General features: G+C 72.6%; 17 protein-coding genes and 2 pseudogenes. 8 read left to right on the top strand and 11 right to left on the bottom strand.

All coding sequences use genetic code 11. From position 1 onward, the window contains the following. Window positions 1–66 precede the first annotated feature (66 nt). Window positions 67–1,818 carry a hypothetical protein gene (locus tag ACFVX6_RS34535; RefSeq protein ID WP_389698267.1) on the bottom strand — a complete coding sequence of 584 codons (1,752 nt, stop codon included), beginning with the start codon at window positions 1,816–1,818 and terminating at the stop codon, window positions 67–69. A gap of 95 nt (window positions 1,819–1,913) precedes the next feature. Beyond that, a complete protein-coding gene (gene treY / locus ACFVX6_RS34530) occupies window positions 1,914–4,289 on the bottom strand; it encodes a malto-oligosyltrehalose synthase (RefSeq protein WP_389698265.1) in 2,376 nt (791 codons plus the stop codon). A gap of 82 nt (window positions 4,290–4,371) precedes the next feature. On the opposite strand from treY, the gene ACFVX6_RS34525 reads away from it, so the two are divergent. Further along, on the top strand, window positions 4,372–5,655 hold the full coding sequence (locus ACFVX6_RS34525; protein WP_389698263.1) for an MFS transporter: 1,284 nt from the start codon (window positions 4,372–4,374) through the stop codon (window positions 5,653–5,655). Between the two features lie 32 nt (window positions 5,656–5,687). Here the strand turns inward: ACFVX6_RS34525 and glgX are convergent, their stop codons facing one another. Continuing rightward, a complete protein-coding gene (gene glgX / locus ACFVX6_RS34520; RefSeq protein ID WP_389698261.1) occupies window positions 5,688–7,802 on the bottom strand; it encodes a glycogen debranching protein GlgX in 2,115 nt (704 codons plus the stop codon). A 319-nt stretch (window positions 7,803–8,121) separates the two neighbouring features. On the opposite strand from glgX, the gene ACFVX6_RS34515 reads away from it, so the two are divergent. Continuing rightward, window positions 8,122–9,402, top strand: a complete 1,281-nt coding sequence (locus ACFVX6_RS34515; protein WP_389698259.1) for an SAV2148 family HEPN domain-containing protein — start codon at window positions 8,122–8,124, stop codon at window positions 9,400–9,402. A 90-nt stretch (window positions 9,403–9,492) separates the two neighbouring features. After that, window positions 9,493–10,236, top strand: coding sequence for an exonuclease domain-containing protein (locus ACFVX6_RS34510; protein WP_389698257.1), 744 nt, complete (start codon window positions 9,493–9,495; stop codon window positions 10,234–10,236). Between the two features lie 42 nt (window positions 10,237–10,278). Here the strand turns inward: ACFVX6_RS34510 and ACFVX6_RS34505 are convergent, their stop codons facing one another. After that, window positions 10,279–10,836, bottom strand: coding sequence for a TetR/AcrR family transcriptional regulator (locus ACFVX6_RS34505; protein WP_389698255.1), 558 nt, complete (start codon window positions 10,834–10,836; stop codon window positions 10,279–10,281). A gap of 172 nt (window positions 10,837–11,008) precedes the next feature. Between ACFVX6_RS34505 and ACFVX6_RS34500 the strand changes: the two genes are divergently transcribed. Then, window positions 11,009–11,611, top strand: coding sequence for a DUF2867 domain-containing protein (locus ACFVX6_RS34500; RefSeq protein WP_389698253.1), 603 nt, complete (start codon window positions 11,009–11,011; stop codon window positions 11,609–11,611). Window positions 11,612–11,645: 34 nt separating this feature from the next. On the opposite strand, the gene ACFVX6_RS34495 is transcribed toward ACFVX6_RS34500, so the two are convergent. Continuing rightward, the gene (locus ACFVX6_RS34495) at window positions 11,646–12,290 is read right to left on the bottom strand and encodes a hypothetical protein (protein ID WP_389698251.1); all 645 of its coding nucleotides are present in this window, start codon (window positions 12,288–12,290) and stop codon (window positions 11,646–11,648) included. Window positions 12,291–12,314: 24 nt separating this feature from the next. After that, entirely contained in the window at window positions 12,315–13,184 is an 870-nt protein-coding gene (locus ACFVX6_RS34490; RefSeq protein WP_389698249.1) for a phosphotransferase enzyme family protein, read from the bottom strand. Window positions 13,185–13,273: 89 nt separating this feature from the next. On the opposite strand from ACFVX6_RS34490, the pseudogene mgt reads away from it, so the two are divergent. The 3 genes and pseudogenes from mgt to ACFVX6_RS34475 all read left to right on the top strand — a co-directional run bounded on the left by mgt (window position 13,274) and on the right by ACFVX6_RS34475 (window position 15,900). Next, window positions 13,274–14,556: pseudogene (gene mgt, locus ACFVX6_RS34485) on the top strand (macrolide-inactivating glycosyltransferase). Between the two features lie 105 nt (window positions 14,557–14,661). Continuing rightward, window positions 14,662–15,261 (top strand): GNAT family N-acetyltransferase, encoded by a 600-nt coding sequence (locus tag ACFVX6_RS34480; RefSeq protein WP_389698247.1) that lies wholly within the window; start codon window positions 14,662–14,664, stop codon window positions 15,259–15,261. Window positions 15,262–15,336: 75 nt separating this feature from the next. Continuing rightward, entirely contained in the window at window positions 15,337–15,900 is a 564-nt protein-coding gene (locus ACFVX6_RS34475; RefSeq protein WP_389698245.1) for a DUF1697 domain-containing protein, read from the top strand. Window positions 15,901–15,942: 42 nt separating this feature from the next. Here the strand turns inward: ACFVX6_RS34475 and ACFVX6_RS34470 are convergent, their stop codons facing one another. Then, entirely contained in the window at window positions 15,943–16,800 is an 858-nt protein-coding gene (locus ACFVX6_RS34470) for an aldo/keto reductase (RefSeq protein ID WP_389698243.1), read from the bottom strand. Between the two features lie 44 nt (window positions 16,801–16,844). Here ACFVX6_RS34470 and ACFVX6_RS34465 point away from each other — a divergent pair, with 44 nt between their 5' ends. Continuing rightward, complete coding sequence (locus tag ACFVX6_RS34465; RefSeq protein ID WP_389698241.1) at window positions 16,845–17,849, top strand: ketopantoate reductase family protein; 1,005 nt, start codon at window positions 16,845–16,847, stop codon at window positions 17,847–17,849. Between the two features lie 157 nt (window positions 17,850–18,006). Here ACFVX6_RS34465 and ACFVX6_RS34460 read toward each other — a convergent pair whose 3' ends face one another. The 4 genes and pseudogenes from ACFVX6_RS34460 to ACFVX6_RS34445 form a co-directional block, all read right to left on the bottom strand. Beyond that, window positions 18,007–18,789, bottom strand: a complete 783-nt coding sequence (locus ACFVX6_RS34460; RefSeq protein ID WP_389698239.1) for a sirohydrochlorin chelatase — start codon at window positions 18,787–18,789, stop codon at window positions 18,007–18,009. 4 nt (window positions 18,790–18,793) lie between these two features. Beyond that, window positions 18,794–19,678 carry an ABC transporter permease gene (locus tag ACFVX6_RS34455; protein ID WP_389698237.1) on the bottom strand — a complete coding sequence of 295 codons (885 nt, stop codon included), beginning with the start codon at window positions 19,676–19,678 and terminating at the stop codon, window positions 18,794–18,796. After that, on the bottom strand, window positions 19,665–20,459 hold the full coding sequence (locus ACFVX6_RS34450; protein WP_266903612.1) for an ABC transporter ATP-binding protein: 795 nt from the start codon (window positions 20,457–20,459) through the stop codon (window positions 19,665–19,667). Before ACFVX6_RS34450 ends, ACFVX6_RS34455 begins: the two co-directional genes overlap by 14 nt. Before the next feature lie 34 nt (window positions 20,460–20,493). Continuing rightward, a pseudogene (locus tag ACFVX6_RS34445) lies at window positions 20,494–20,886 on the bottom strand (sulfate ABC transporter substrate-binding protein); the annotation flags it as partial.

Here is a 20,886-nt window from a genome sequence, read left to right as displayed (position 1 = left end):
CGGTCCCATTCCCGCCCTGCGCGTGCCCTAGTGCTGTGACCGGGAAGTTTGCCGATCGGCGCCGGGTCAGCCCGTGACCTGGACGATGCTCACGTAGCTGTTGCCGGTGAGGTGGGTGGCGTCGGCGTCGACGAAGCGGATGAGCCACTGGCCGCTGGTCTGTGCGGTGAACTTCTGGCTGACGGCTCCGTTGGCCCCGGAGACGGAGGTGCCCATCTCCTGGTACGCGGAGGTAGGCGTGGGCCGGAAGTAGTAGCGGACCTTCTTTCCGGGATAGGCCACGTACCCCTTGACGGGGTCGTAGGCCTGCAGAACTCCGGTGATGGTCAGCTGCTGTCCCTTGGCCACGGGGCGCGGGGTGAAATTGGCGTCGGAGAAGCGGGTCTTGGTGCGCGTCTGGCGGATCACCCGGGTGCCGCTGCTGGGGCCGATGTTGGTGGTGCCCGGGGTGTGCACCCGCCAGTTGTCGGGAACCGCCGTGTAAGCCGGCGGGCCGGCCGTCACGGTGAACGTCTTGTTGTAGGGCACCACGAAGGACTGGGCGGTGACCCATCGGCCGGACCACGACTCCTGGTACTGGATCTCGACGGGCGCCTGCTGGCTGGTGACGCCGTCTACGAGGACCTTTCCGCTGATGGTCAGCTTGCCGTACTTGGTGGTGGAGACCAGCTTCTCCTCGACGACCTTGGTCGTGTGGGTGATCTTGGTTACGGTCGCGGTGCGCGTGCCGCCCCCCGTGAGCCAGATGTGGTCGACGCTCACGTTCCAGGAACCGGTTCTGAGGATCGTGGGCGCGTACGCGAAGACGCCGTCGTCACCCGCGGTGACGGGCGCGCGATAGGAGCCCTGCGCGTTCTCCTGGATGGCCACGTGCCCGCCGGCCACGGGCTTGACCGTGCCGTCGGCCGCACGGCGGGCGAGCTTGCCGCGCAGGTTCACAGCGGTCCCGTACCGCACAGTGAGGGGCCCCGGGGTGGAGAGGGTGAGTACGGCCTCCTGGGGCTTGGTCCGGACGTCGATCGTCAGGGGGCTCCCGGTGTCCCCGCTCACCAGCTCCGCGGTGAGGGACAGACTGGTCTCGTTGCCGAGTGCGGCGACGGAGGTGGTGAACCGCCCCTGTGCGTCGGACACCGCATCGGTAGTGCCCCTCCCGAGTGAGACGCGGACGTTCGCACCGGCCAGCGGCAGGCGCCGGCCGTTGCGCGGGTGGACCGCGGTGACCGAGCCGGTGACCTGGGCGTCGAGGTCGTCCAGGGAGAACTCGGTCCGGCTGGAACTCGCCTGGAACCGGGCGTCGAGCGCGTAGGTGGACCGTCCGGCGTTGCGGCGGCTCAGCTCCTTGCCGTCACGGTCCTTGGCGTACACGTCCAGCTCGTAGTCCCCCATGTCGGCGAGGACGAGCGGCTGGTCGTCGCCCTGGTACCACCTCGTGTCGCTCCCTATCTCGGAGGTGCCGCCGTTGTCGAAGTGGAAGGTGAGCTGGTCGACCACGGCGACGACCTTGTCGGTGCCCGCCCGGCGCACCTCGACCCGGACCGGGGTCGGGGCCGGGACATTGGCGTCCTGGTAACCGGTGAAGACGATGAACCGATTGTCCTCGTCCTTGTAGACACCGGCAGTCGGCACCGTGCTCTCCAGGCTCTTCGCCCCCGTGTCCGCCGCCAGCGGAGCCCGCAGCTCGGCCGGGACGGCCGACGGGGAGGAGCCCCCCGGGGTGCCGGGGGGCGCGGCGGTGGCGGCGGGTGCCACCACCACGCCCATGGCCGTGAGCACAACCGCCGTACTGACGGCCGTCATCGTCCTCTTGAACTTGTTCACCGGATTCCCCCGTGTCTCGCCTGGCATCGACTGCACGGCTTCGACGGCTGATCAGCCCCGATGGTTGTACGGGAAGGCGGACCGGTCGGCCGGAGTCACGCCGGGTCGGCGTCCTCCCTGAGCAGGATCACGACCGGCGAGGCGCCGCCGAGGAGCGCGGCGAGCGGCGCCTCGCCCTCGTACGGGGCTTCGTGCGTACCCTCCGCGGGCCCGAGGAACGCCTGCCGCCGCCACCGGCCCGGAGGCAGGGTCAGGGCGGTGTCCCGCCAGCCGCCCGCCGTCGCCAGGCCGTACGCCAGCCGGGTGGCCACCGCCACCAGGCCGGGTCCGGAACCGGGGCCGGAACCGGCTCCGGCGCCCCGGGCGAAGGCCACGCAGTGCTCCGCCGCCGGGCCCCGGGCGGTCAGCGGCGCGTAGCCGGCGAACAGCCCGGGCCGGCTCCGGCGCAGCCGCAGCAGGGCGGCGGTGAGGGCGAGCTTCTCCTCGGCCGTGCCGGACGGCGCGGCTCCCGCGTCCAGCCGGGCCAGGGCCTCCCGGGGGAAGACGGCGGGCCGCCGGTTGTCGGGGTCGACCAGGCCCCGGTACTCCGTCTCCGCGCCCTGGTAGACCTCCGGGACCCCGGGCATGGCCAGGTGCAGCAGCGCCGCGCCGAGCAGATTGGCGCGGGCCGCCGCCGCCAGGGGCCCGGACGGCTCCGGTGCGGCCGCCGGGAGGTACCCCGGGACCGTGGCCTCGTACGCGGGGTCCTGCTCGGTCCACGTGGTGTGCAGCGCGGCTTCGCGGACGGCCTTCAGCAGGGCCTCGGCGAGCCGGTCGCGGCGCTCGTCGGGGGAGCCGTCGGCCCCGAGTCCGAACGCCGTCTGCCAGGCCACCCAGGCGAGTTGGGGATCCGCCCCGGCCGGCGCCGGTACGGACTCCGGGTCCTGCGAGAGCGCCGAGATCCGGGCCCGGACGTCCGCACTGCGCTTCGTGTCGTGCGTGGTCAGCACGGTCCCGGAGCGGGGCCACAGCCGCGCCTGCTCGGTGCAGTACGCGTGGAACTCCGCCACCGTGACCGCCGGAGCCCCCGGATCCCCGCCCACTTCCGTGGCCGACAGCAGCGGGGCGTACCGGTAGAACGCCCTGTCCTCGAGGGACTTGGCGCGCAGGGCCGCCGAGGTCTGGGCGAAGCGGGCCGCGAAGGTCGGGTCCCGCAGCAGGAGTTCGCGTACGCCCGCCACCGGGGCCGCGCCGGCCTCCGCGGCGGCCCGCTCCAGGGCCTTGGGTGCGAGTTCCGGATCGCCGGGGTAGGGCCGGTAGACGGGGTAGGCGATGAGCAACTCACGCACGGCAGGGGCGAGTTCCGGTCCGGACAGCCGTTCCAGCGTGGCCAGCTCGGCGGCCAGGTCGCCGGTCAGGACCTCTCGGGCACCCGCCGCGGCGGTCCGCTCCCAACGGGGCTGCCCGGTCGCCTCGCGGAACCGGGCGTCGAGCCGCGCCGCCCCGGCAGGGTCGGTCAGCACCCCGTCCACCCGGTACAGCGCGTCGTACCCGGTGGTTCCGGCCACCGGCCAGGCGGGAGCCAACCGCTCCTCGCGGGCCAGGATCTTCTCGACCACCACCCAGCAGTGACCGCCGACGGAGTCCCGCAGACGCCGCAGGTATCCCGCGGGGTCGGCCAGGCCGTCCACGTGGTCGATCCGCAGCCCCTCGGCGACCCCGTCCCGGACCAGCTCCAGCACCTTGGCGTGCGTGGCGTCGAAGACCTCGGGGTCCTCGACCCGCACCCCGATCAGCTCCGAAATGGTGAAGAAGCGACGGTAGTTGAGGCTGGTCCTGGCCTCCCGCCAGCATGCGGGCCGGTACCACTGGGCGGCGAGCAGGTCCGCCGGCTCCAGCCCGGCCGTGCCCTCCCGGAGCGGGAACTCCAGCTCCCCGATCCGCAGCACGGCACGATCGCCGGCCCCGACCCCGCCGACGACCTCGACGGCTCCCGGATCCAGCGGCTCGGCGAGCACGGGCAGCAGCAGCTGCCCCCCGCCCGCCTCCCAGTCGATGTCGAACCAGCGCGCGTACGGCGAGCCGGGACCCTGCCGGGCCACCTCCCACAAGGGCCGGTTGAGGCGGAGCGGCGCCGGCAGTGCCATGTGGTTCGGCACGATGTCGAGCACCAGTGCGAGCCCGTGCTCACGGGCCTCGGCGGCCAGGGCCCGCAGTCCGTCCTCCCCGCCCAGCTCCACCCGGACCCGGGTGTGGTCGGTGACGTCGTACCCGTGCGAGGAGCCGGGCACGGCCTCCAGTACGGGGGACAGGTGCAGGTGCGAGACCCCGAGCGAGGCGAGGTACGGTACGACGGCCCGCGCGTGCCCGAAGGTGAACTCGGGGCGCAGCTGGAGGCGGTAGGTCGATGCCGGGGTGACGGCCGGTGGTCCATCGGATTCCGGCCGGTTGAACGCGGGACTCGGGCGACCGGTGCGCAGGGGCAGGCTCATGAGAACGTACGTACCCAGGATGCGGGATTCCGTGCCATTACCCAATGCATCCGGGTGACTGCACCGGGTTAACGTTGCTCAAGTGTTTGGAACCGTCAACACCTATCGAAAAGTCATTGCCCTGACCGGGCCCCTACTCCCGCTCTTTTCCTTCTTCGCCCGACTGCCCGTCGCGATGTCGCAGTTCGGCAGCGTCCTCCTGGTCGCCGAGACCAGCGGCTCCCTCGCCACCGCGGGCATAGTCGGCGGCACCCTCTCCGCAGGCCAGGTGGTCTTCGGGCCCGTCCTGGGCCGGCTGGCCGACCGTCACGGGCAGCGCCCCGTGGTGCTGACGGCCGCCGCGGTCAACGCCGTGGCGACCGCGGCCCTGGTGGCCGGGGCGCTCTCCGACCTCGCCACCGTCCCGCTCGCCGCGATCGGCGCCGTCACCGGGGCCTCCGTCCCGCTGATCGGACCGCTCGCCCGTACCCGCTCCGTGGCCCTGGCGCACCGTGCCAAGTCCGACGAGAGCGTCGTGGGCGCCATCCACTCCCTCGAAGGCACCCTGGACGAGGTCTCCTTCGTCTTCGGACCCGCCCTCGTGGGCCTGGCCACCCTCGTCCTGCACCCGGCCGTCGCCCTCGGCGGCGCGGCCGCCCTCGTGGCCGTCTTCGGCACCCTCTACGCACTGCACCCGACCGCCGCCGTCACGGCCGGAGTGCCCGCAGGGGTCCGCCGGGAGAAGGACCGCTCCCGGGTGCGCCCGCCGCGCGTGGTCTTCGCGGTACGGGGCTCCCTCGCCCTTCAGGGCGCCATGTTCGGCGCCTGCCAGGCCGGAATCGCCGCCCTGACCGCACAGTTGGGCGTCCCCGGCCAGGCCGGCATCGTGTACGCGGCCATGGGCGTCGTCAGCGCCGCCGTCGGGCTCTCGCTCGGCGCGCTGCCCGCCCGCTTCGGATTGCGGCTGCGTTGGCGCTGGGCCACGGCCGCCGCGCTCGTGCTCTCCGTACCGCTGCTCTTCACGGAGACCCTGTGGCCGCTGTACGCGGTCGTCACCGTGCTCGGAGCCGCCTACGCCCCGCACCTGATCACCGCCTTCGCCATCACCGAGCGCGCGGTGAGCCCGTGCCGGCTCGCCGAGTCGATGGCCTTCGCCGCCAGCTCCCTCGTCGCCGGCCAGGCCGCCTCGCTCGCCGTCTCGGGGCGGCTCGCCGAGGCGTACGGGCCCTCCGCCGCCTTCGCGGTGGCCGTGGGGGCGGCCGCCCTGTGCCTGGTCCTGGCCCTGGTCACCCGGGTGCCGTCGGCCCGGACGCACGCGCCGGTGGTGGCCGGCGGGGGCGGCCGCCCGGACGTCCTCCTGGAAGGCGCCGCCTACGCCGGTCACTGAAGCGGCGCCCACGCCGGGCGCCGTAGCGGCGCCTATGCCGGGCGCTGAAGCACCACCAGACACCGTCCTGTCAGTGTCACCCGGTCCCCGGCCGCGTACTGCGGCCCGGTACCGGGTGCCAGCACCTCCGGCCGTGCCGTGTCCACGACCAGGCGCCACTGCGCCCCGTGCCCGGCCGGGACCGTGAAGTCCTGTGCTTCGGCGCCCGCGTTGAACATCAGCAGGAACGAGTCGTCGGTGATCCGCTCCCCGCGGGTGCCGGGCTCCGAGATGGCCTCCCCGTTCAGGAACACCGCCAGCGCCCGCGCGTGCTGCGCCTGCCAGTCACGGGCCCGCATCTCCTCGCCGTGCGGGGTGAACCAGGCGATGTCCGAGAGCTCGTCGTGCGTCCCCTCCACCGGCCGGCCGTGGAAGAAGCGGCGCCGCCGGAACACCGGATGTTCCCGCCGCAGCCACACCATCCGCCGGGTGAACTCCAGCAGGGCGGGCGCCGGTTTGCCGGGCTCCGGCCAGTTCACCCACGACAGCTCGTTGTCCTGGCAGTAGGCGTTGTTGTTGCCGCCCTGGGTGCGGGCGAACTCGTCGCCGTGACTGATCATCGGCACGCCCTGCGACAGCATCAGCGTGGCGATGAAGTTGCGCATCTGGCGCTCGCGCAGCTCCCCGATCTCCGGATCCTCCGTCGGCCCCTCCACCCCGCAGTTCCAGGAGCGGTTGTGGGTCTCGCCGTCCCGATTGCCCTCGCGGTTGGCCTCGTTGTGCTTGTCGTTGTACGAGACCAGGTCGTTCAGGGTGAAACCGTCGTGGCAGGTGGTGAAGTTGATCGAGGCCAGCGGCCGCCGGCCGTCGTCCTGGTAGAGGTCGGAGGAGCCCGTCAGCCGGCCCGCGAACTCCGCGAGCGTGCGCGGCTGCCCGCGCCACAGGTCCCGTACGGTGTCCCGGTACTTGCCGTTCCACTCGGTCCACAGCGGCGGGAAGTTGCCCACCTGGTAGCCGCCTTCGCCCAGGTCCCACGGCTCCGCGATCAGCTTGACCTGGCTGACCACCGGATCCTGCTGGACCAGGTCGAAGAACGAGGACAGCCGGTCCACCTCGTGGAACTGGCGGGCCAGCGTGGCCGCCAGGTCGAAGCGGAAGCCGTCCACGTGCATCTCGGTGACCCAGTAGCGCAGCGAGTCCATGATCAGCTGGAGCACGTGCGGGGAGCGCATCAGCAGCGAGTTCCCGGTGCCCGTGGTGTCCATGTAGTGCCGGGGATCGTCCGCGAGGCGGTAGTACGAGGCGTTGTCCAGCCCCCGGAAGGACAGCGTCGGGCCCAGGTGGTTCCCCTCGGCGGTGTGGTTGTAGACCACGTCGAGGATCACCTCGATGCCGGCCTCGTGCAGGGCCCGTACGGCCGACTTGAACTCCAGCACCTGCTGGCCGCGGTCGCCCGAGGCGTAGCCGTTGTGCGGGGCGAAGAAGCCGATGGTGTTGTAGCCCCAGTAGTTGCTGAGCCCGTCGTCCACGAGGCGGTGGTCGTTGACGAACTGATGGACCGGCATCAACTCCAGAGCCGTCACCCCGAGCTTGGTCAGGTGCCCGATCACCGCGGGGTGCGCGAGGGCGCCGTAGGTGCCGCGCAGCTCCTCGGGGAGGTCGGGGTGGCGCATGGTCAGGCCCTTCACGTGGGCCTCGTAGAGCACGGTGTGGTGGTACTCGTGGCGCGGCGGCCGGTCGTTGGCCCAGTCGAAGTACGGGTTGACCACGACCGAACTCATGCTCTTGGGTGCGGAGTCCAGATCGTTGCGGGAGTCGGGGCGGCCGAAGTGGTAGCCGTACACCTCCTCGCCCCAGTCGATGCTCCCCGCGATGGCCCGCGCGTACGGGTCCAGGAGCAGTTTCGCCGCGTTGCAGCGCCGTCCGCGCTCGGGCTCGTACGGCCCGTGCACCCGGAATCCGTAGCGCTGACCGGGCATGATGCCCGGCAAGTAGGCGTGCCGGACGAACGCGTCGGTCTCCCGCAGTTCGATCGCGGTCTCCGAACCGTCGTCGTGCAGCAGGCACAGTTCGATGCGTCGGGCGGCCTCCGAATAGACCGCGAAATTGGTGCCGGCGCCGTCATACGTGGCACCGAGCGGATACGCCTGTCCCGGCCAGACCTGCATAGAAAACGACTCTTCCCCTCGGTGTCGGCTGATCCGGCGTGGACCACGTCCCTGCCAGATCTTCCCCGAAAGAGGGCTTCCACGCGGGGACTTGGGAGGGTCCTACCGGGTGACCCGGAGAGCTGATAAGAGGTTCGGTGGACCATGGGGAGATCCGATCGTCGGCAGAGCGGATAATGGGCCAACGGACGGACCGGGTACGGACCGTGAGCCCGCGTCGGGCCCAGGGGCGCGCATCGGGCTGCAGGGGGCCGCACGCGCGGAGTACCCTTCCGTGATCACTGGAGACGGGCGTCCAGACGCAGGAGGCGGTGCACGGGTGAGCTCGGGAGGTCTGGAGCTGCCCCCTGGTGACGGCGGTCACGAGGGCGGCCCGGCGGACGCCGCGGGCGGTGCGGCCGGCGGAATCCCCGCCGGGGCCGTGTCGCTGGCCCCGCCGGAAGCCGGCGGGACCGGGAAGGCGCAGGCGGGAGCCGGTGCCGAGCTGGACTGGGGCGCGGACGCCTGGAGCGAGGTCCGGACCCGGGCCCAGCGCGCCGGCCGTGCGTACATCTGGCTGAACCTGATCGAACAGCGGCTGCGCTCCGTGGTCGGAGCGGTGCTCCGGCCCGTCTACGAGCCCGTCCACGGCGGGGACGACTGGGTGGTGGCGGCCGCGGGCCCCGCCGGCCAGGAGTGGGTGCAGCGCGCGGTCGCCGTACGCGAGGTCAGCCGCCGCAAGGGCTACCTGCTGGACTCCGCCGACGACAACGTGCTGAGCTTCCTCACCCTGCCGCAGCTGCGCGAACTGATGGTCCAGCACTGGCCCTGCTTCGAGCCCTACTTCGACGACCGGCGCGAGATCGAGCAGGCGCTGGACGAGCTGGAGGTCACGCGCAACGTCGTCTCGCGCAACCGGGCCCTGTCCCGGGCGGTCCTGGAACAGGCCGAGCGGGCGTCGGCGCGGCTGCTGGAGGTACTGGGCGGCGGCGGGGGCTCGCCGGCGGCGGACCGGCTGCCCATCGACGCCGTCGAGGACCTGGTCGGCGACCGGTACGCGGACGTCATCTCCGTCCACCCGGACCGGGTGCGGCTGCAGCGCCAGCTCCCGGCGGAAGACCTCTTCGGCGGCGCGCGGCGGCTCGACGCCATCGGCATCGGGCTGAACCTGCTGGTCCAGAACTTCTCGGGCCGAAGGCTCGTACGCCTCGCGGAGGCCGGTTGCCGGGTGCGGCTGCTGTTCCTGAACCCGGCGAGCAGCGCGGTCAAGCGGCGCGAGCGGGAGCTCGGCCTGCGCAAGGGCGAGCTGAGCCGCTCGGTGGAGATGAACATCCTGCACGTGCGGCGGGTGCGGGCGGGCCTGCGCGACCCCTCGCGCTTCGAGATCCACGTCTTCGACGAGACCCCGCGCTTCACCGCGTACCTGGTGGAGGGCGAGTCCTCGGGCATCGCGGTGGTCCAGTCGTACCTGCGCCGGGCCCGGGGCATGGAGGCGCCGGTCCTGGTCCTGCGGGGCGGCGGGCGGGCCTCCCAGGTCCGACCCGGTCAGGAGCACGGGCTGTTCCCGACCTACCGGGAAGAATTCGAGTCGATCTGGCAGGACTCCCGCCCGGTGTCGTGAGCGGGCGGGCGGACCCGGCTCCGGGGTTGTCAGTGGCCCGTGTCAGGCTGAAAGCCGTTGACGTAGCGGTACGGGTACGGGGGGCACGTGATGGGGGACTGGGCGGGGGACTGGATGGGGGACTGGCACGGCGGGCCGATGGTGGCCTTCGATCTGGAGACCACGGGCACCGACACCGAGTCCGACCGGATCGTGACGGCGGCCGTCGTGGCGGTCGGGCCGGACGGGCAGGTGGCGCGGGAGCGGACGTGGCTGGTCGACCCGGGCGTGCCCATCCCGGAGCAGGCCTCGGCCATCCACGGCATCTCCACGGACCACGCCCGCTCGCGGGGGATGGCCGCGGCCCCGGCGATCGAGGAGATCACCAAGGCGCTCGTGGAGGCGCTGAGCTCCGGGACCCCGCTGGTGGTGATGAACGCGCGGTACGACCTGACCCTGCTGGACCGCGAGTGCCGCCGCCACGGGATCCGTCCGCTCGGCGAGCGCTGGCCCGGGACGACCGCGCCGCCCGTCATCGACCCCCTGGTCCTGGACAAGCACGCGGACCGGTACCGCAAGGGCAGGCGGACCCTCCAAGCCCTCTGCGAGCACTACGGGGTGAGCCTGGAAGCGGCGCACGACGCGGGCGCGGACGCGCTGGCGGCGGCCCGCGCCGCGCGGCGGATGGGGGCCGTGCACGCGGCGATAGGGACGGTCGCCCTGGCGGACCTCCACGAGCTCCAGATCCGCGCGGCGGCCGAGCAGGCGGCCTCGCTGCAGAGCTACCTGCGGCGGACCTCGGACCCCGAGGCGATAGTCGAGCGGGCCTGGCCCGTCGTGCCGTACCGGATCTGACGGCGGGCTCGGGCTCGGCTCGGGCCGGGGATCGCGCTCCCGCTAGCGCAGCAGCCAGTCCCGGGTGTGCTCCATGACCTCGGGGCGGCTCCGGGGGCCGTGGTCGGCGGCGATGAGGTAATTGCCGATCCGCAGGGAGTAGACGATCATGCAGCGGACCTCGACGTCGTCCTCGTCGGGACAGAACGCGCCGAACAGCGAACGCAGGTAGTCCATGCGGCGGTTGTCGACGCGCCGGAGCCGCTCCGCGACGGACTCGTCGCGCCGCGCCCAGTCGCGGATCGCGAGGTCGGTCGCGACGCCCCGCGCCGGGGTGTCGGAGGCGCCGGCGATCGCGAACAGCCGCTTCAGCCTGGCCCTGGGGTCTCCGCCCGCGCCCTCGACCTGTTCGATCACGGCCTCGGCGGCCTCGCGCTCCCACGTGTCGAGCATCTCGGCGAGCAGGGTGTCCCGGTTGCCGAAGTGTCCGTAGAAGCCGCCCTTGCTCACGCCGAGAGCCTGCGCGAGCGGTTCGATCCGGACGGCTTCCGGGCCTCCGGCGGCGAGCGCGCGCAGTCCTTCCTCGATCCAGCTGCGACGTGGCGTGCGGGTCGCGCCCACGGTGTCGCCTCCCCTCACGTGAACTCGAGCCGTGGACGTACGGATCCATGGAGCCGTACGCCGTGGACGTACGGATCCATGGAGCCGTACATCCACGGACTCGATCTATACGGTGCCGTATAGATCGGTGCTAGTCTTTTCTATACGGCATCGTATAGATCGGGGCTCGCTCATGAGACTTCCCAGAACCGCGCACACCGGCCGCCCCTGGCGGATCCACGCGATCGCCGGCGACTTCCGGGTCGAGGACGTGTGGGAGCTCCCGACGCCGGGCGGTCCGGACGACCTCGCACGGCTCGTGGAGCAGTTCGAGAAGGGCTGGGGGCAGCAGGGCACCTCCCCGGTGGTGCGCGCGCTCTTCGCGGTCCGCTGGAAGCTGGGGGCGCTGTTCGGCTGGGACGAGCCCGCCGACGGCCTCGGCGGCCGGGTGCCGAGCCTGCGGGACCGGCTGCCCGAGGACCTCCGGGGCAGCGCCCGGGGGCCGGGAGCGGGCGCGTCCTCGTTCAGCACCGTCTACCAGACGCACGACGAGTGGGTCCTGGAGACCGCCAACCGGACCGTGCACGGGATCCTGCACATCGGCTGGGTCCCGGACGCGGACGGAGCGGGCGGGTACCACGGCCGGATGGCCGTCCTGGTCAAGCCGAACGGGCTCCTCGGCGCCGTGTACATGGTGGGCATCAAGCCCTTCCGCCACCTCGGGGTGTACCCGGCGATGCTGCGCGGCATCGGGCGCGCATGGCAGGCCCGTACGGACTCCGGCGCGGCGGCCTGACCCTCACGAGGGGCGGTGGGTCGGGGGCGGCGGGTCAACGGTCCGGCCACTGCTCGCGGTAGACGACGTGGAGCCCGCTGCCGCCGCCGTCGGCGACGAGGCCGTCACCCTGGCCCATCCTGGCGCAGTAGTGCGCGTGGCCCGGGTGGGCCTGCACGTAGCCCGGACCCCGGTGGGCCACGTCGGCGAAGAGCCACGAGGTCTCGGCGAACAGCCTGGCGCTGCCCGTCATGAACAGCGTCCCGGCGTGGACGTGCTGGTGGAACCGGTCCCGGTTCTCCCGGTGGTGCCGCTCCGGCCGGCGGTCGGTGCCGCGGTCGGCCGAAGGCGGTCCGGGAAGATCCGCGGTCTGCGGCCGGCCCGGGCCCAGCCGGGCCCGCAGCTCCTTCCAGCGCGAGGGGGCGAACTGGAGCGAGTGGTGCAGGAGGACCAGGTCGAGGCCCGGTTCCCCGGTGTCGGGGTCGGTGCGCCGCAGCGGTACGTGGACCAGTGAGCGCGGGGAGGTGGCGGCGAGCGACCACAGCCCGGCGACGAGCTGTGCGGCCCGCTGGTCGACCTGGGCGTCCAGGTACCAGTAGCCGTCCGACAGCACCGCACGCGCCGGCGGCCGGGCCGGGCGGATCACCTTGAACTCCGCCGGGCCTAGCCGGGCCCGGTGGATGGAGAGGGGCAATTTCATATGGGGGAATTGATACGACAGGCCCTAGAAAGGGTGCCAGCGGATTTCCGGGTCGCCCTCGCGCAGGGAGGCCACCCGGCGGCGGAACTCCGCCAGGGCCTTGGGGTTGGCCGGGGCGTGCTGGGAGACCCAGGCGCAGCTGGCCGTTTCGCGGGCGCCGCGCAGGACCGCGCAGCCCTCCCAGTCGCGCACGTCCCAGCCGTACGCCGCCGTGAACTCCTCGTACGCCGCGCCGGGCAGGCCGTACCGGTCGCGGGAGAGGGCCATCACCACCAGGTCGTGTTCGCGCAGGTCGGCGGAGACCGTCTCCAGGTCGACGAGCACCGGCCCGTCCGGGCCCACGTGGACGTTGCGGGGCAGTGCGTCGCCGTGGATCGGGCCCGGCGCGAGGTGCGGGGTGAGGGCGGCGACCTGGGCGGCGTACCCGTCGCGGCGGGCCCGCAGGTACGCCGCGTCCGCCGGATCGATCGCCCCGCCCGCCAGCCGCAACCAGCGCTCCACCCCGCCCAGCAGGTCGCGCGGGGGCAGGGCGAAGAAGGGCGCCGGCAGGGCGTGGATCTGCCGCAGCAGGGCCGCGAGGTCCTCCGGGCCGGCCGGGCGGACCGCGTCGGGGAGCCGGTGCCACAAGGTCACCGGGTGCCCGTCCACCAGCCGCGGCTCCGGTTCGGCCGCGCGGACCGCGGGGACGCCGGACTCCGCGAGCCAGCCCGCCACCTTGAGCTCCAGCTCGGCGCGCGGCAGTAGTGCCGCCTCCCGGCCGACCTTGGCGACCAGGCCGCTGCCGTCGAGCGCGAAGACGGCGTTCTCGCCGAGGGCCAGCAGCCGGGGAGCGGGCGACCCCGCCCGTGCCAGGCCCGCCGCCGTCAGGGCCTCGCGGGCGCGTGCCTCGTCCATGCAGTCGTCTCCGCAGTCCGTCCGTTTCCCGGATGCCCGGGATGGCGCACCGGGGCGTACCCGGGTGCTCATGACCGGACAAGTTTCGCATCCGGCCCGCCTTTCCGAATCTCCCCCAGAGGTTGCACGAGACGTCTCGTCTCGTTATCTTCTCCTCATGACCACGACCGCGAAGCCCGCCCACATCGCCATGTTTTCCATCGCCGCCGCCGGCCACGTGAACCCGAGCATCGAAGTGATCCGCGAACTGGTCGCCCGTGGCCACCGCGTCAGCTACGCCATCCCCGCCGCGTATGCCGACAAGATCGCCGAGACCGGCGCCACCCCGGTGATCTGGAACTCCACCCTCCCCACCGAGGACGACCCCGAGGCGTGGGGCACCGAGCTCATCGACAACATCGAGCCCTTCCTCGCCGACGCCGTCCAGGCGCTCCCGCAGCTCGCGGCCGCCTTCGAGGGCGACGAACCGGACCTCGTCCTCCACGACATCACCGCCTACCCGGCGATCGTCCTCGCCCACCGCTGGGGCGTCCCCGCCGTCTCCCTCTCCCCGAACCTGGTCGCGTGGACCGGCTACGAGGAGGAGGTTGCCGAGCCGATGTTCGCCGAACTGCGCGCCTCCGAACGCGGGAAGGCGTACTACGCCCGGTTCCGGGCCTGGCTCGACGAGAACGGCATCGACGAGGACAGCGACCGGTTCGTCGGCCGTCCCCGCCGCAGCGTCGTCCTCATCCCGCGCGCCCTGCAGCCGAACGCCGACCGGGTCGACGAAGCCGTGTACACCTTCGTCGGCGCCTGCCAGGGCGACCGCAGCGCCACCCAGGGCACCTGGACGCGCCCGGCGGCCGCGGTCGGCAAGAAGGTCCTCCTGGTCTCCCTCGGATCCACCTTCACCAAGCAGCCGGCCTTCTACCGCGCCTGCGCCGAGGCCTTCGCGGACCTGCCCGACTGGCACGTGGTGCTCCAGATCGGCAAGTTCACCGACGAGGCCGAGCTCGGCGAGATCCCCGCCAACGTCGAGGTCCACCGCTGGGTTCCGCAGCTGGACATCCTGCGCCAGGCCGACGCCTTCATCACCCACGCGGGCGCCGGCGGCAGCCAGGAGGGGCTGGCCACGGGCACCCCGATGGTCGCGGTCCCGCAAGCCGTCGACCAGTTCGGCAACGCCGACATGCTGGCCGCCCTGGGTGTCGCCCGGCACGTCCCGATGGCCGAGGCCGACGCCGCGACCCTGCGCGAGGCCGTCCTCGCCCTGGTCGCCGATCCGGAGGTGGCCGCCCGCGCGGACCGGATCCGCCACGAGACGGCGACGGAGGGCGGCACGCGCCAGGCAGCCGACCTGATCGAGGCCGAACTGCCCGACGGGCGGTGACGGGCCGCCGTCGCAGCCGGCTCTCGACCGGTCCCTCCACGCGCTGCGAGCGCGGACCGGCTCACGCCCCTCTCGGGTCGAGCCGCCGCTGCGTACGATCCGGCCATGAACGCTCCCGTCACCCTCCACGCGGCCGCGACGCCGACCGCTCCCGCTCTCCTCCTTCGCCCCTGGTGCGTGCAAGACGTTGCCGCGCTGGTCGAGGCGTACCGGGACCCCGACCTGCGGCGTTGGGCGAGTCCTCCCGTGGAGCGTGCGGACGAGGGGCTGCGGTGGGTGCGGGATCGAGAGCGGGACTGGGCATCGGGCACCCGGTTCGGCTTCGCCGTCCTGGAGGAGGCTCCTGAGACTCCTGGGGTCCCCGAGGTGCTTGATGCGACGCCGCCGCGGCTGGTGGGTCACGTGGTGCTGAAGGGAGTCGGACCGGGCCCGGGCAAGGCTTGCGCCGAGGTCGGCTACTGGACGGCAGCACGGGCCCGTGGGCGGGGCGTGGCCCCACGAGCCCTGGAAACCCTCTCCGCCTGGGCCTTCCGTTCCTTCCGTGCCGATGGCCTGGAATGCCTCGAACTCCTCCACCAGGCGGACAACGCGGCATCCTGCCGGGTCGCCGAGAAGAGCGGCTACACGTTCAGCAGGATCCTGCCGTCGGCGCCGCCCTCCTACCCGCTCGACGGCCACCTGCACCTACGGCGCGCGGCCGCCTGACCCCCTGGCGGGGCCCTTCCCCCCGCCCCCGCCGATGTCGCATGCGCTGTCAGGGGCGAGCCCTATCGTGCAGACATGACCAAGACGACCAAGACCAAGTACGCGGCACTGCTCCGGGGCATCAACGTCGGCGGGAACAAGAAGGTCCCGATGGCCGAGCTGCGCCAGGTCCTGGGCGGCCTGGGCCACGAGGACGTCCAGACGTACCTCCAGAGCGGCAACGCCGTCTTCGCCAGCGCGAGCGGGAAGGCCCCGGCCGCCCTCGCCCGCGAACTGGAGGCCGCCATCGAAGCCCACTTCGGCTTCCGCGTCTCCTGCCTGGTGGTCGACGGCGCCTACCTGCGCGCCGTGGCCGACGCCTGTCCCTTCCCGGCCGCCGAGCTCGAAGGCAAACAGCTCCACGCCACCTTCTGCTCCGAGCAGCCCGCCGAGTCCCGCTTCGCCCCGATCGACGCCCCCGCTCACCTCCCGGAGGAGTACCGCGTGGGCGACCGCGTCATCTACCTCTACGCCCCGAACGGCCTGGGCCGTTCCAAACTCGCCGAGGCCCTCGCGAAGCCGGCCGTCGTCAAGGGCCTGGACGTGACCACCCGCAACTGGAACACGGTCGCGAAGCTGGTGGAGCTCACGCAGGACTGACCCCGGGGCGGGCTGCTGCACCGCACCCCTCACCGAAGGGCCCTAGTCCGCCAGTCCGTTCAGCAGGGATACCTCCTGCGGGGTCAGGTGGACCGTTGCAGCGTTCAGGTTTTCCGCCAGGTGGGCCGGGGAGCCCGTGCCCGGGGTGGGGCAGAGGACCGGGGAGTGCCTCAGGAGCCAGGCCAGGGCGATCTGGCCGGTGGACGCGCCGTGTTCGGTGGCGACCGCCGTCAGTGCGGCGGCGCTCTCCCGGGTCAGGGCTCCGCTGCCCAGCGGGTAGTACGGGAGGAAGGCGATGCCGCGTTCCTCGCACAGGGCCAGGAGCTCCGCCGAAGAGCGGTCCAGGAGGTTGTACGGGTTCTGGACCGAGGCCACCGGAACCAGGTACAGGGCCTCCCGGAGCTGGTCCGCCGTCACCGTGTTCAGCCCGATGTGGCGGATCTTGCCCTCCGCCCGGAGCTCGGCCAGCGTGCCCAGCTGCTCCGCCGGCGGGACGGCCGGGTCGAAGCGGTGCAGCTGGTACAGGTCGATCCGGTCCAGGCGGAGCCTGCGCAGGCTCGCCTCGCACATGGAGCGGAGGTCCTCCGGGCGGCCCGCCGCGTGCCACTGGTCGGGGCCGGTGCGCACCACCCCGCCCTTGGTGGAGACCACCAGGTCCTCCCCGTACGGGTGGAGGGCCTCGGCGACCAGTTCCTCGGCCAGGTGAGGGCCGTAGTTGTCGGCGGTGTCGATCAGGGTGACCCCGCGTGCGACGGCGGTGCGCAGCAGCGCGACCGATGCGGGGCGCTCCGCGCGCGGGCCCCAGTAGCCGGCGCCGACCAGCCCGCCGGTGCCGAGTCCGAGGCGGCGTACGGGCAGGTCCCCGCCGAGGGCGAACGTCTCATCCACGTCAACAGGCATGGCCCGACCGTAGCCCAGGCCCGCAGATGTGCCAGGCTCGAGGCATGCGTTACATCATCATCGGCGCCGGAGCGATCGGCGCGACCATCGGCGGACGGCTCGCGGAGTCCGGCAGTGAGGTCGTCCTCGTCGCGCGCGGCCCCCACGCGGAGGCCTTGCGGACGAACGGGCTGCGGCTCACCCTGTCGGACGGGGAGCGGGTGCACCGGCTGCCCGTCGTCACGGGGCCGGCAGAGCTGGGTGAACTGCGCCCCGACGACGTGCTGTTGCTGACCGTGAAGACCCAGGACGCGCTGGCCGCGCTCGACGCGTGGGGTGACGCGGAGGTCGCGGGCGGCGGTACGGCAGCCCAGCGGCTGCCGGTGCTGTGCGCGCAGAACGGCGTGGAGAGCGAACGCCTCGCCCTACGGCGCTTCGCGCGCGTGTACGGGGTCTGCGTGTGGCTGCCGGCGACCTTCCTGGAGCCGGGGGTGGTCTCCGCGCTGTGCGCCCCGCTGACCGGGATCCTGCATCTCGGCAAGGCCACCGGAGGCGCCGACGGGCCCGCCCGGCGGATCGCGGCCGACCTGGAGAAGGCCGGGTTCGAGGCGCCGGTCGTCGAGGACGTGATGCGGTGGAAGTACGCGAAGCTGCTGGGCAACCTGGGCAACGCGGTCCAGGCGACGACCGGCCCCGAGCCGGAGCCCGCGAAGGCGGCGCTGCTGCTGCGGGCCGTGCGCGAGGCGAAGGCGGCCTTCGCCGCCGCGGGCATCGCCTGCGCCTCGGATGCGGAGCAGGCGGAGGCCCGCGACGGCAAGGTGGAGGCGCCGGCCGGAGCGGTGCGGGGCGGGTCGTCCTGGCAGAGCCTGGCGCGGGGTACGGGGTCGGTGGAGGCGGACTATCTCAACGGGGAGATCGTGCTGTTGGGGCGGCTGCACGGGGTGGCCACGCCGGTCAACGACACGCTGCGCGTCGCGGCGAACATCTTCGCCCGGGAGGGGCTGCCGCCGGGTGCGATGTCCATCGAGGACCTGACCGCCCTGGCCGATGAGGCCACGGCGCGGGCGTAGCCGAGGGGTGCGGGTGGGCGGGCCCTGCGGAACGAAGCCCCCGCGGCGACCCTTGCCGCTGCGCGGGGCGAAGTCCCCTACCCACCACCCTTCGCCCGTTCCCCGGGGCTGCGCCCCGGACCCCGGTCCTCAAACGCCGGACGGCTGAAATGCCGGGTCAGGCCGCCAGGGCCGGGATGCGGGCCGGGGAGACGGTTGCCGCGTCGAATCTGTGGAGCAGCAGTCGGGCCAGTTCCGGGGAGGGGCCCAGGACGGCCGAGATCACGTCGGCGCCCGCGGCTTCGGCGCCCGCCGTGATGCGGTCGGGGAGCCGGCCGGGGGCGATGACGTAGGGGGCCACCGCGATCCGGCGGACGCCCTCCGCGCGCAGCGCCCGTACGGCGTCCTCGGTCCGGGGGAGAACAGCGGAGGCGAACGCAGGCCGCACGGCGCACCAACCGGTGTGCCGCCACTCCCGCGCGATTTCAGCGATCACTGCGATCGCCTCCGGGTCGGAGGAACCGGCGGACGCGAGCACCACACCGGTGGTGGCGCGGTCCGCCGGGGTGAGGCCGGCTTCCCACAGCCGGCGCTCCAGGGTCGCCAGCAGCAGCGGCGACGGGCCGAGCACATCCGCGATCCGGATCGAGAGGTCCGGCAGGTGGGACGTGGCTCCGGCGAGCACCGCCGGGATGTCGGACTTCGCGTGGAACGCCCGCGTCAGGAGGAGCGGGAGCGCCACTATGTCGCGTACGCCCGACAGGTAGAGCGAGGCCACCGCCTGGTCGACGGTCGGGGTGTCGAAGTCCAGGAAGGCGGTGTCCACGCGCAGCCCCGGCCGCAGCGCCCGTACCCGCCGGGTGAGGGCGTGGACGGTCGCCGCGTGCCGCGGGTCGCGGCTGCCGTGGGCGATGACCAGCAGGGCGGGGGCCTGCGTGGAGTGCGTGACGTGCGCGGACACGTGATCAGCTCTTGACCAGCAGGCCGCGGGTGCGCAGCACCCACCGCTCGACCGGGCTGAAGATCAGCAGGTCGATCGCGATGCCGACGACCAGGATCAGGATGATCGCGAGGAACACGCCGGGCAGGTCGATGTTGTTGCGGCCGTTCTCGAGGAGCTGGCCCAGGCCCAGGCCCAGGTCGGGGGAGCTGGCGATGATCTCGGCGGCCATCAGGGAGCGCCAGGAGAAGGCCCAGCCCTGCTTGAGGCCGGCCAGGTAGCCGGGCAGCGCGGCCGGCATGACCACGTGCCAGGCGCCGCGCAGGCCGGTGGCGCCCAGGGTGCGGCCGGCCCGCAGGAACAGCGGCGGGATCTGGTCGATGCCGGAGACCAGACCGTTGGCGATCGACGGGACGGCGCCGAGCAGGATGACGGTGTACATCATCGCGTCGTTGAGCCCGAACCAGAGCACCGCCGGGGGCACCCAGGCGACCGATGGCAGCGACTGCAGGCCCTGCAGGATCGGGCCGATCGCGGCGCGGACGAACTTCACCCGGGCGACGAGCAGACCGAGCGGGGTGCCGATGGCCAGGGCCAGCAGGAAGCCGAGCAGACCGCGCGAGACGCTGGTCCAGATGACCTCGAGCAGGGTGCCCTTCATCCACATGTCGGACAGGCTGTCCCAGACGGAGGACAGGGCGGGGAGCTTGGTCTCGTCGGTGACCTTCGCCGCGACGAGGATCTGCCAGACGAGGAGGACCAGGCCGACGGCGATGGCCGGCGGCAGGACCTTCTTGACCAGGACCTCGCGGATCGGGGTGCGGTGGGTCTGGACGGCGTCGAGCGCGTCGAGACCCGCCTCCAGTCCGGCGAGGTCGTCCGTCTTCGCCTTCGTTTCAGTGCTGGCCATGGCGGCGGATCTCCCCACGCAGGTGTTCAGTGATCTCAAGGGACAGCTCCGCGACGTCCGCGTCCTCGATGCGGCGCGGCTGCGGGATGCCCACGGTCCACTCCTTGGCGACCCGGCCGGGGCGCGAGGACAGCAGGACCACGCGCTGCGCGAGCCGTACGGCCTCGCGGACGTTGTGCGTGACGAACAGGACGGACAAGTTCGTCTCTTCCCAGATGCGGGTGAGCTCGCCGTGCAGCACGTCGCGGGTGATGGCGTCGAGCGCCGCGAACGGCTCGTCCATCAGCAGCAGTTGGCTGTCCTGGGCGAGCGCCCGGGCCAGGGCCACGCGCTGGCGCATTCCGCCGGACAGCTCGTGGACCCGCTTGCCGTACGAGCCGGAGAGCCGGACCAGCTCCAGCAGCCGCTCGGCCTCCGGACGGCGCTCGGCCTTGGGCACCCCGCGCAGGCGCAGGGCGAGTTCGATGTTCTTGCCCGCGGTGAGCCACGGGAAGAGGGCGTGCTCCTGGAACATGAGCGACGGACGGCCGCCGGGGGTCTCGATGGACCCCGCGGACGGCTTGTCCAGGCCTGCGACCAGGTTCAGCAGGGTGGACTTTCCACACCCCGAGGCGCCCAGGATGGTGACGAACTCTCCGGGAGCGACATCGAGGCTGATGTCGTCCAGGACGAGCTGCGATCCGGCCGGGCCGGAGAAGGACTTCGAGACGTGCTCGATGCGTGCGGCGTGCGTCTGCTCCGCTACCGTGCCCTCGGCAGCCTTGGCAAGCGTGGTGGCCATGGTCGTCACCTCCTGGGGTTGCTGGATTACGGGGTTACTTGGCGCCGAGGCCGGCGTCGGAGACCTCGGGCTTGCCGGCGGCCTTGAGGACCTTGTTCAGGAGCGTCAGGTCGTAGATGCCGCCCAGGTCGGGCTTCTCGATGAGCTTGGCCTTGACCGCCCATTCCGACTGCGTCTTGAGGGTTGCGGCCAGCGGGTCGTCGGTGATGAGGATGCTGGGCCATGCGGGGTCGATGACCTTGGCGTCGAGGGGCTTGCCGCCTTCGGCCGCGAGCTTGGCGTTGGCGGAGGCCTTGGCCTTGTCCGGGTTGGCGTTGATCCACTCGTTGGTCTTGACGGTGCCGGTGAGTACGGCCTCGACGACGTCGGGGTGTTCGGTGAGGAACTTCTGGGACACGATGATGTTCGTGATCACGAACTTCTTGTC

The sequence above is a fragment of the Streptomyces sp. NPDC058289 genome, assembly GCF_042880975.1.
Taxonomy (GTDB): Bacteria; Actinomycetota; Actinomycetes; order Streptomycetales; family Streptomycetaceae; genus Streptomyces; species Streptomyces stoeckheimensis.
Note: the sequence above shows the minus strand (reverse complement) of the source record. Positions and strands in the feature narration are given on the sequence as shown.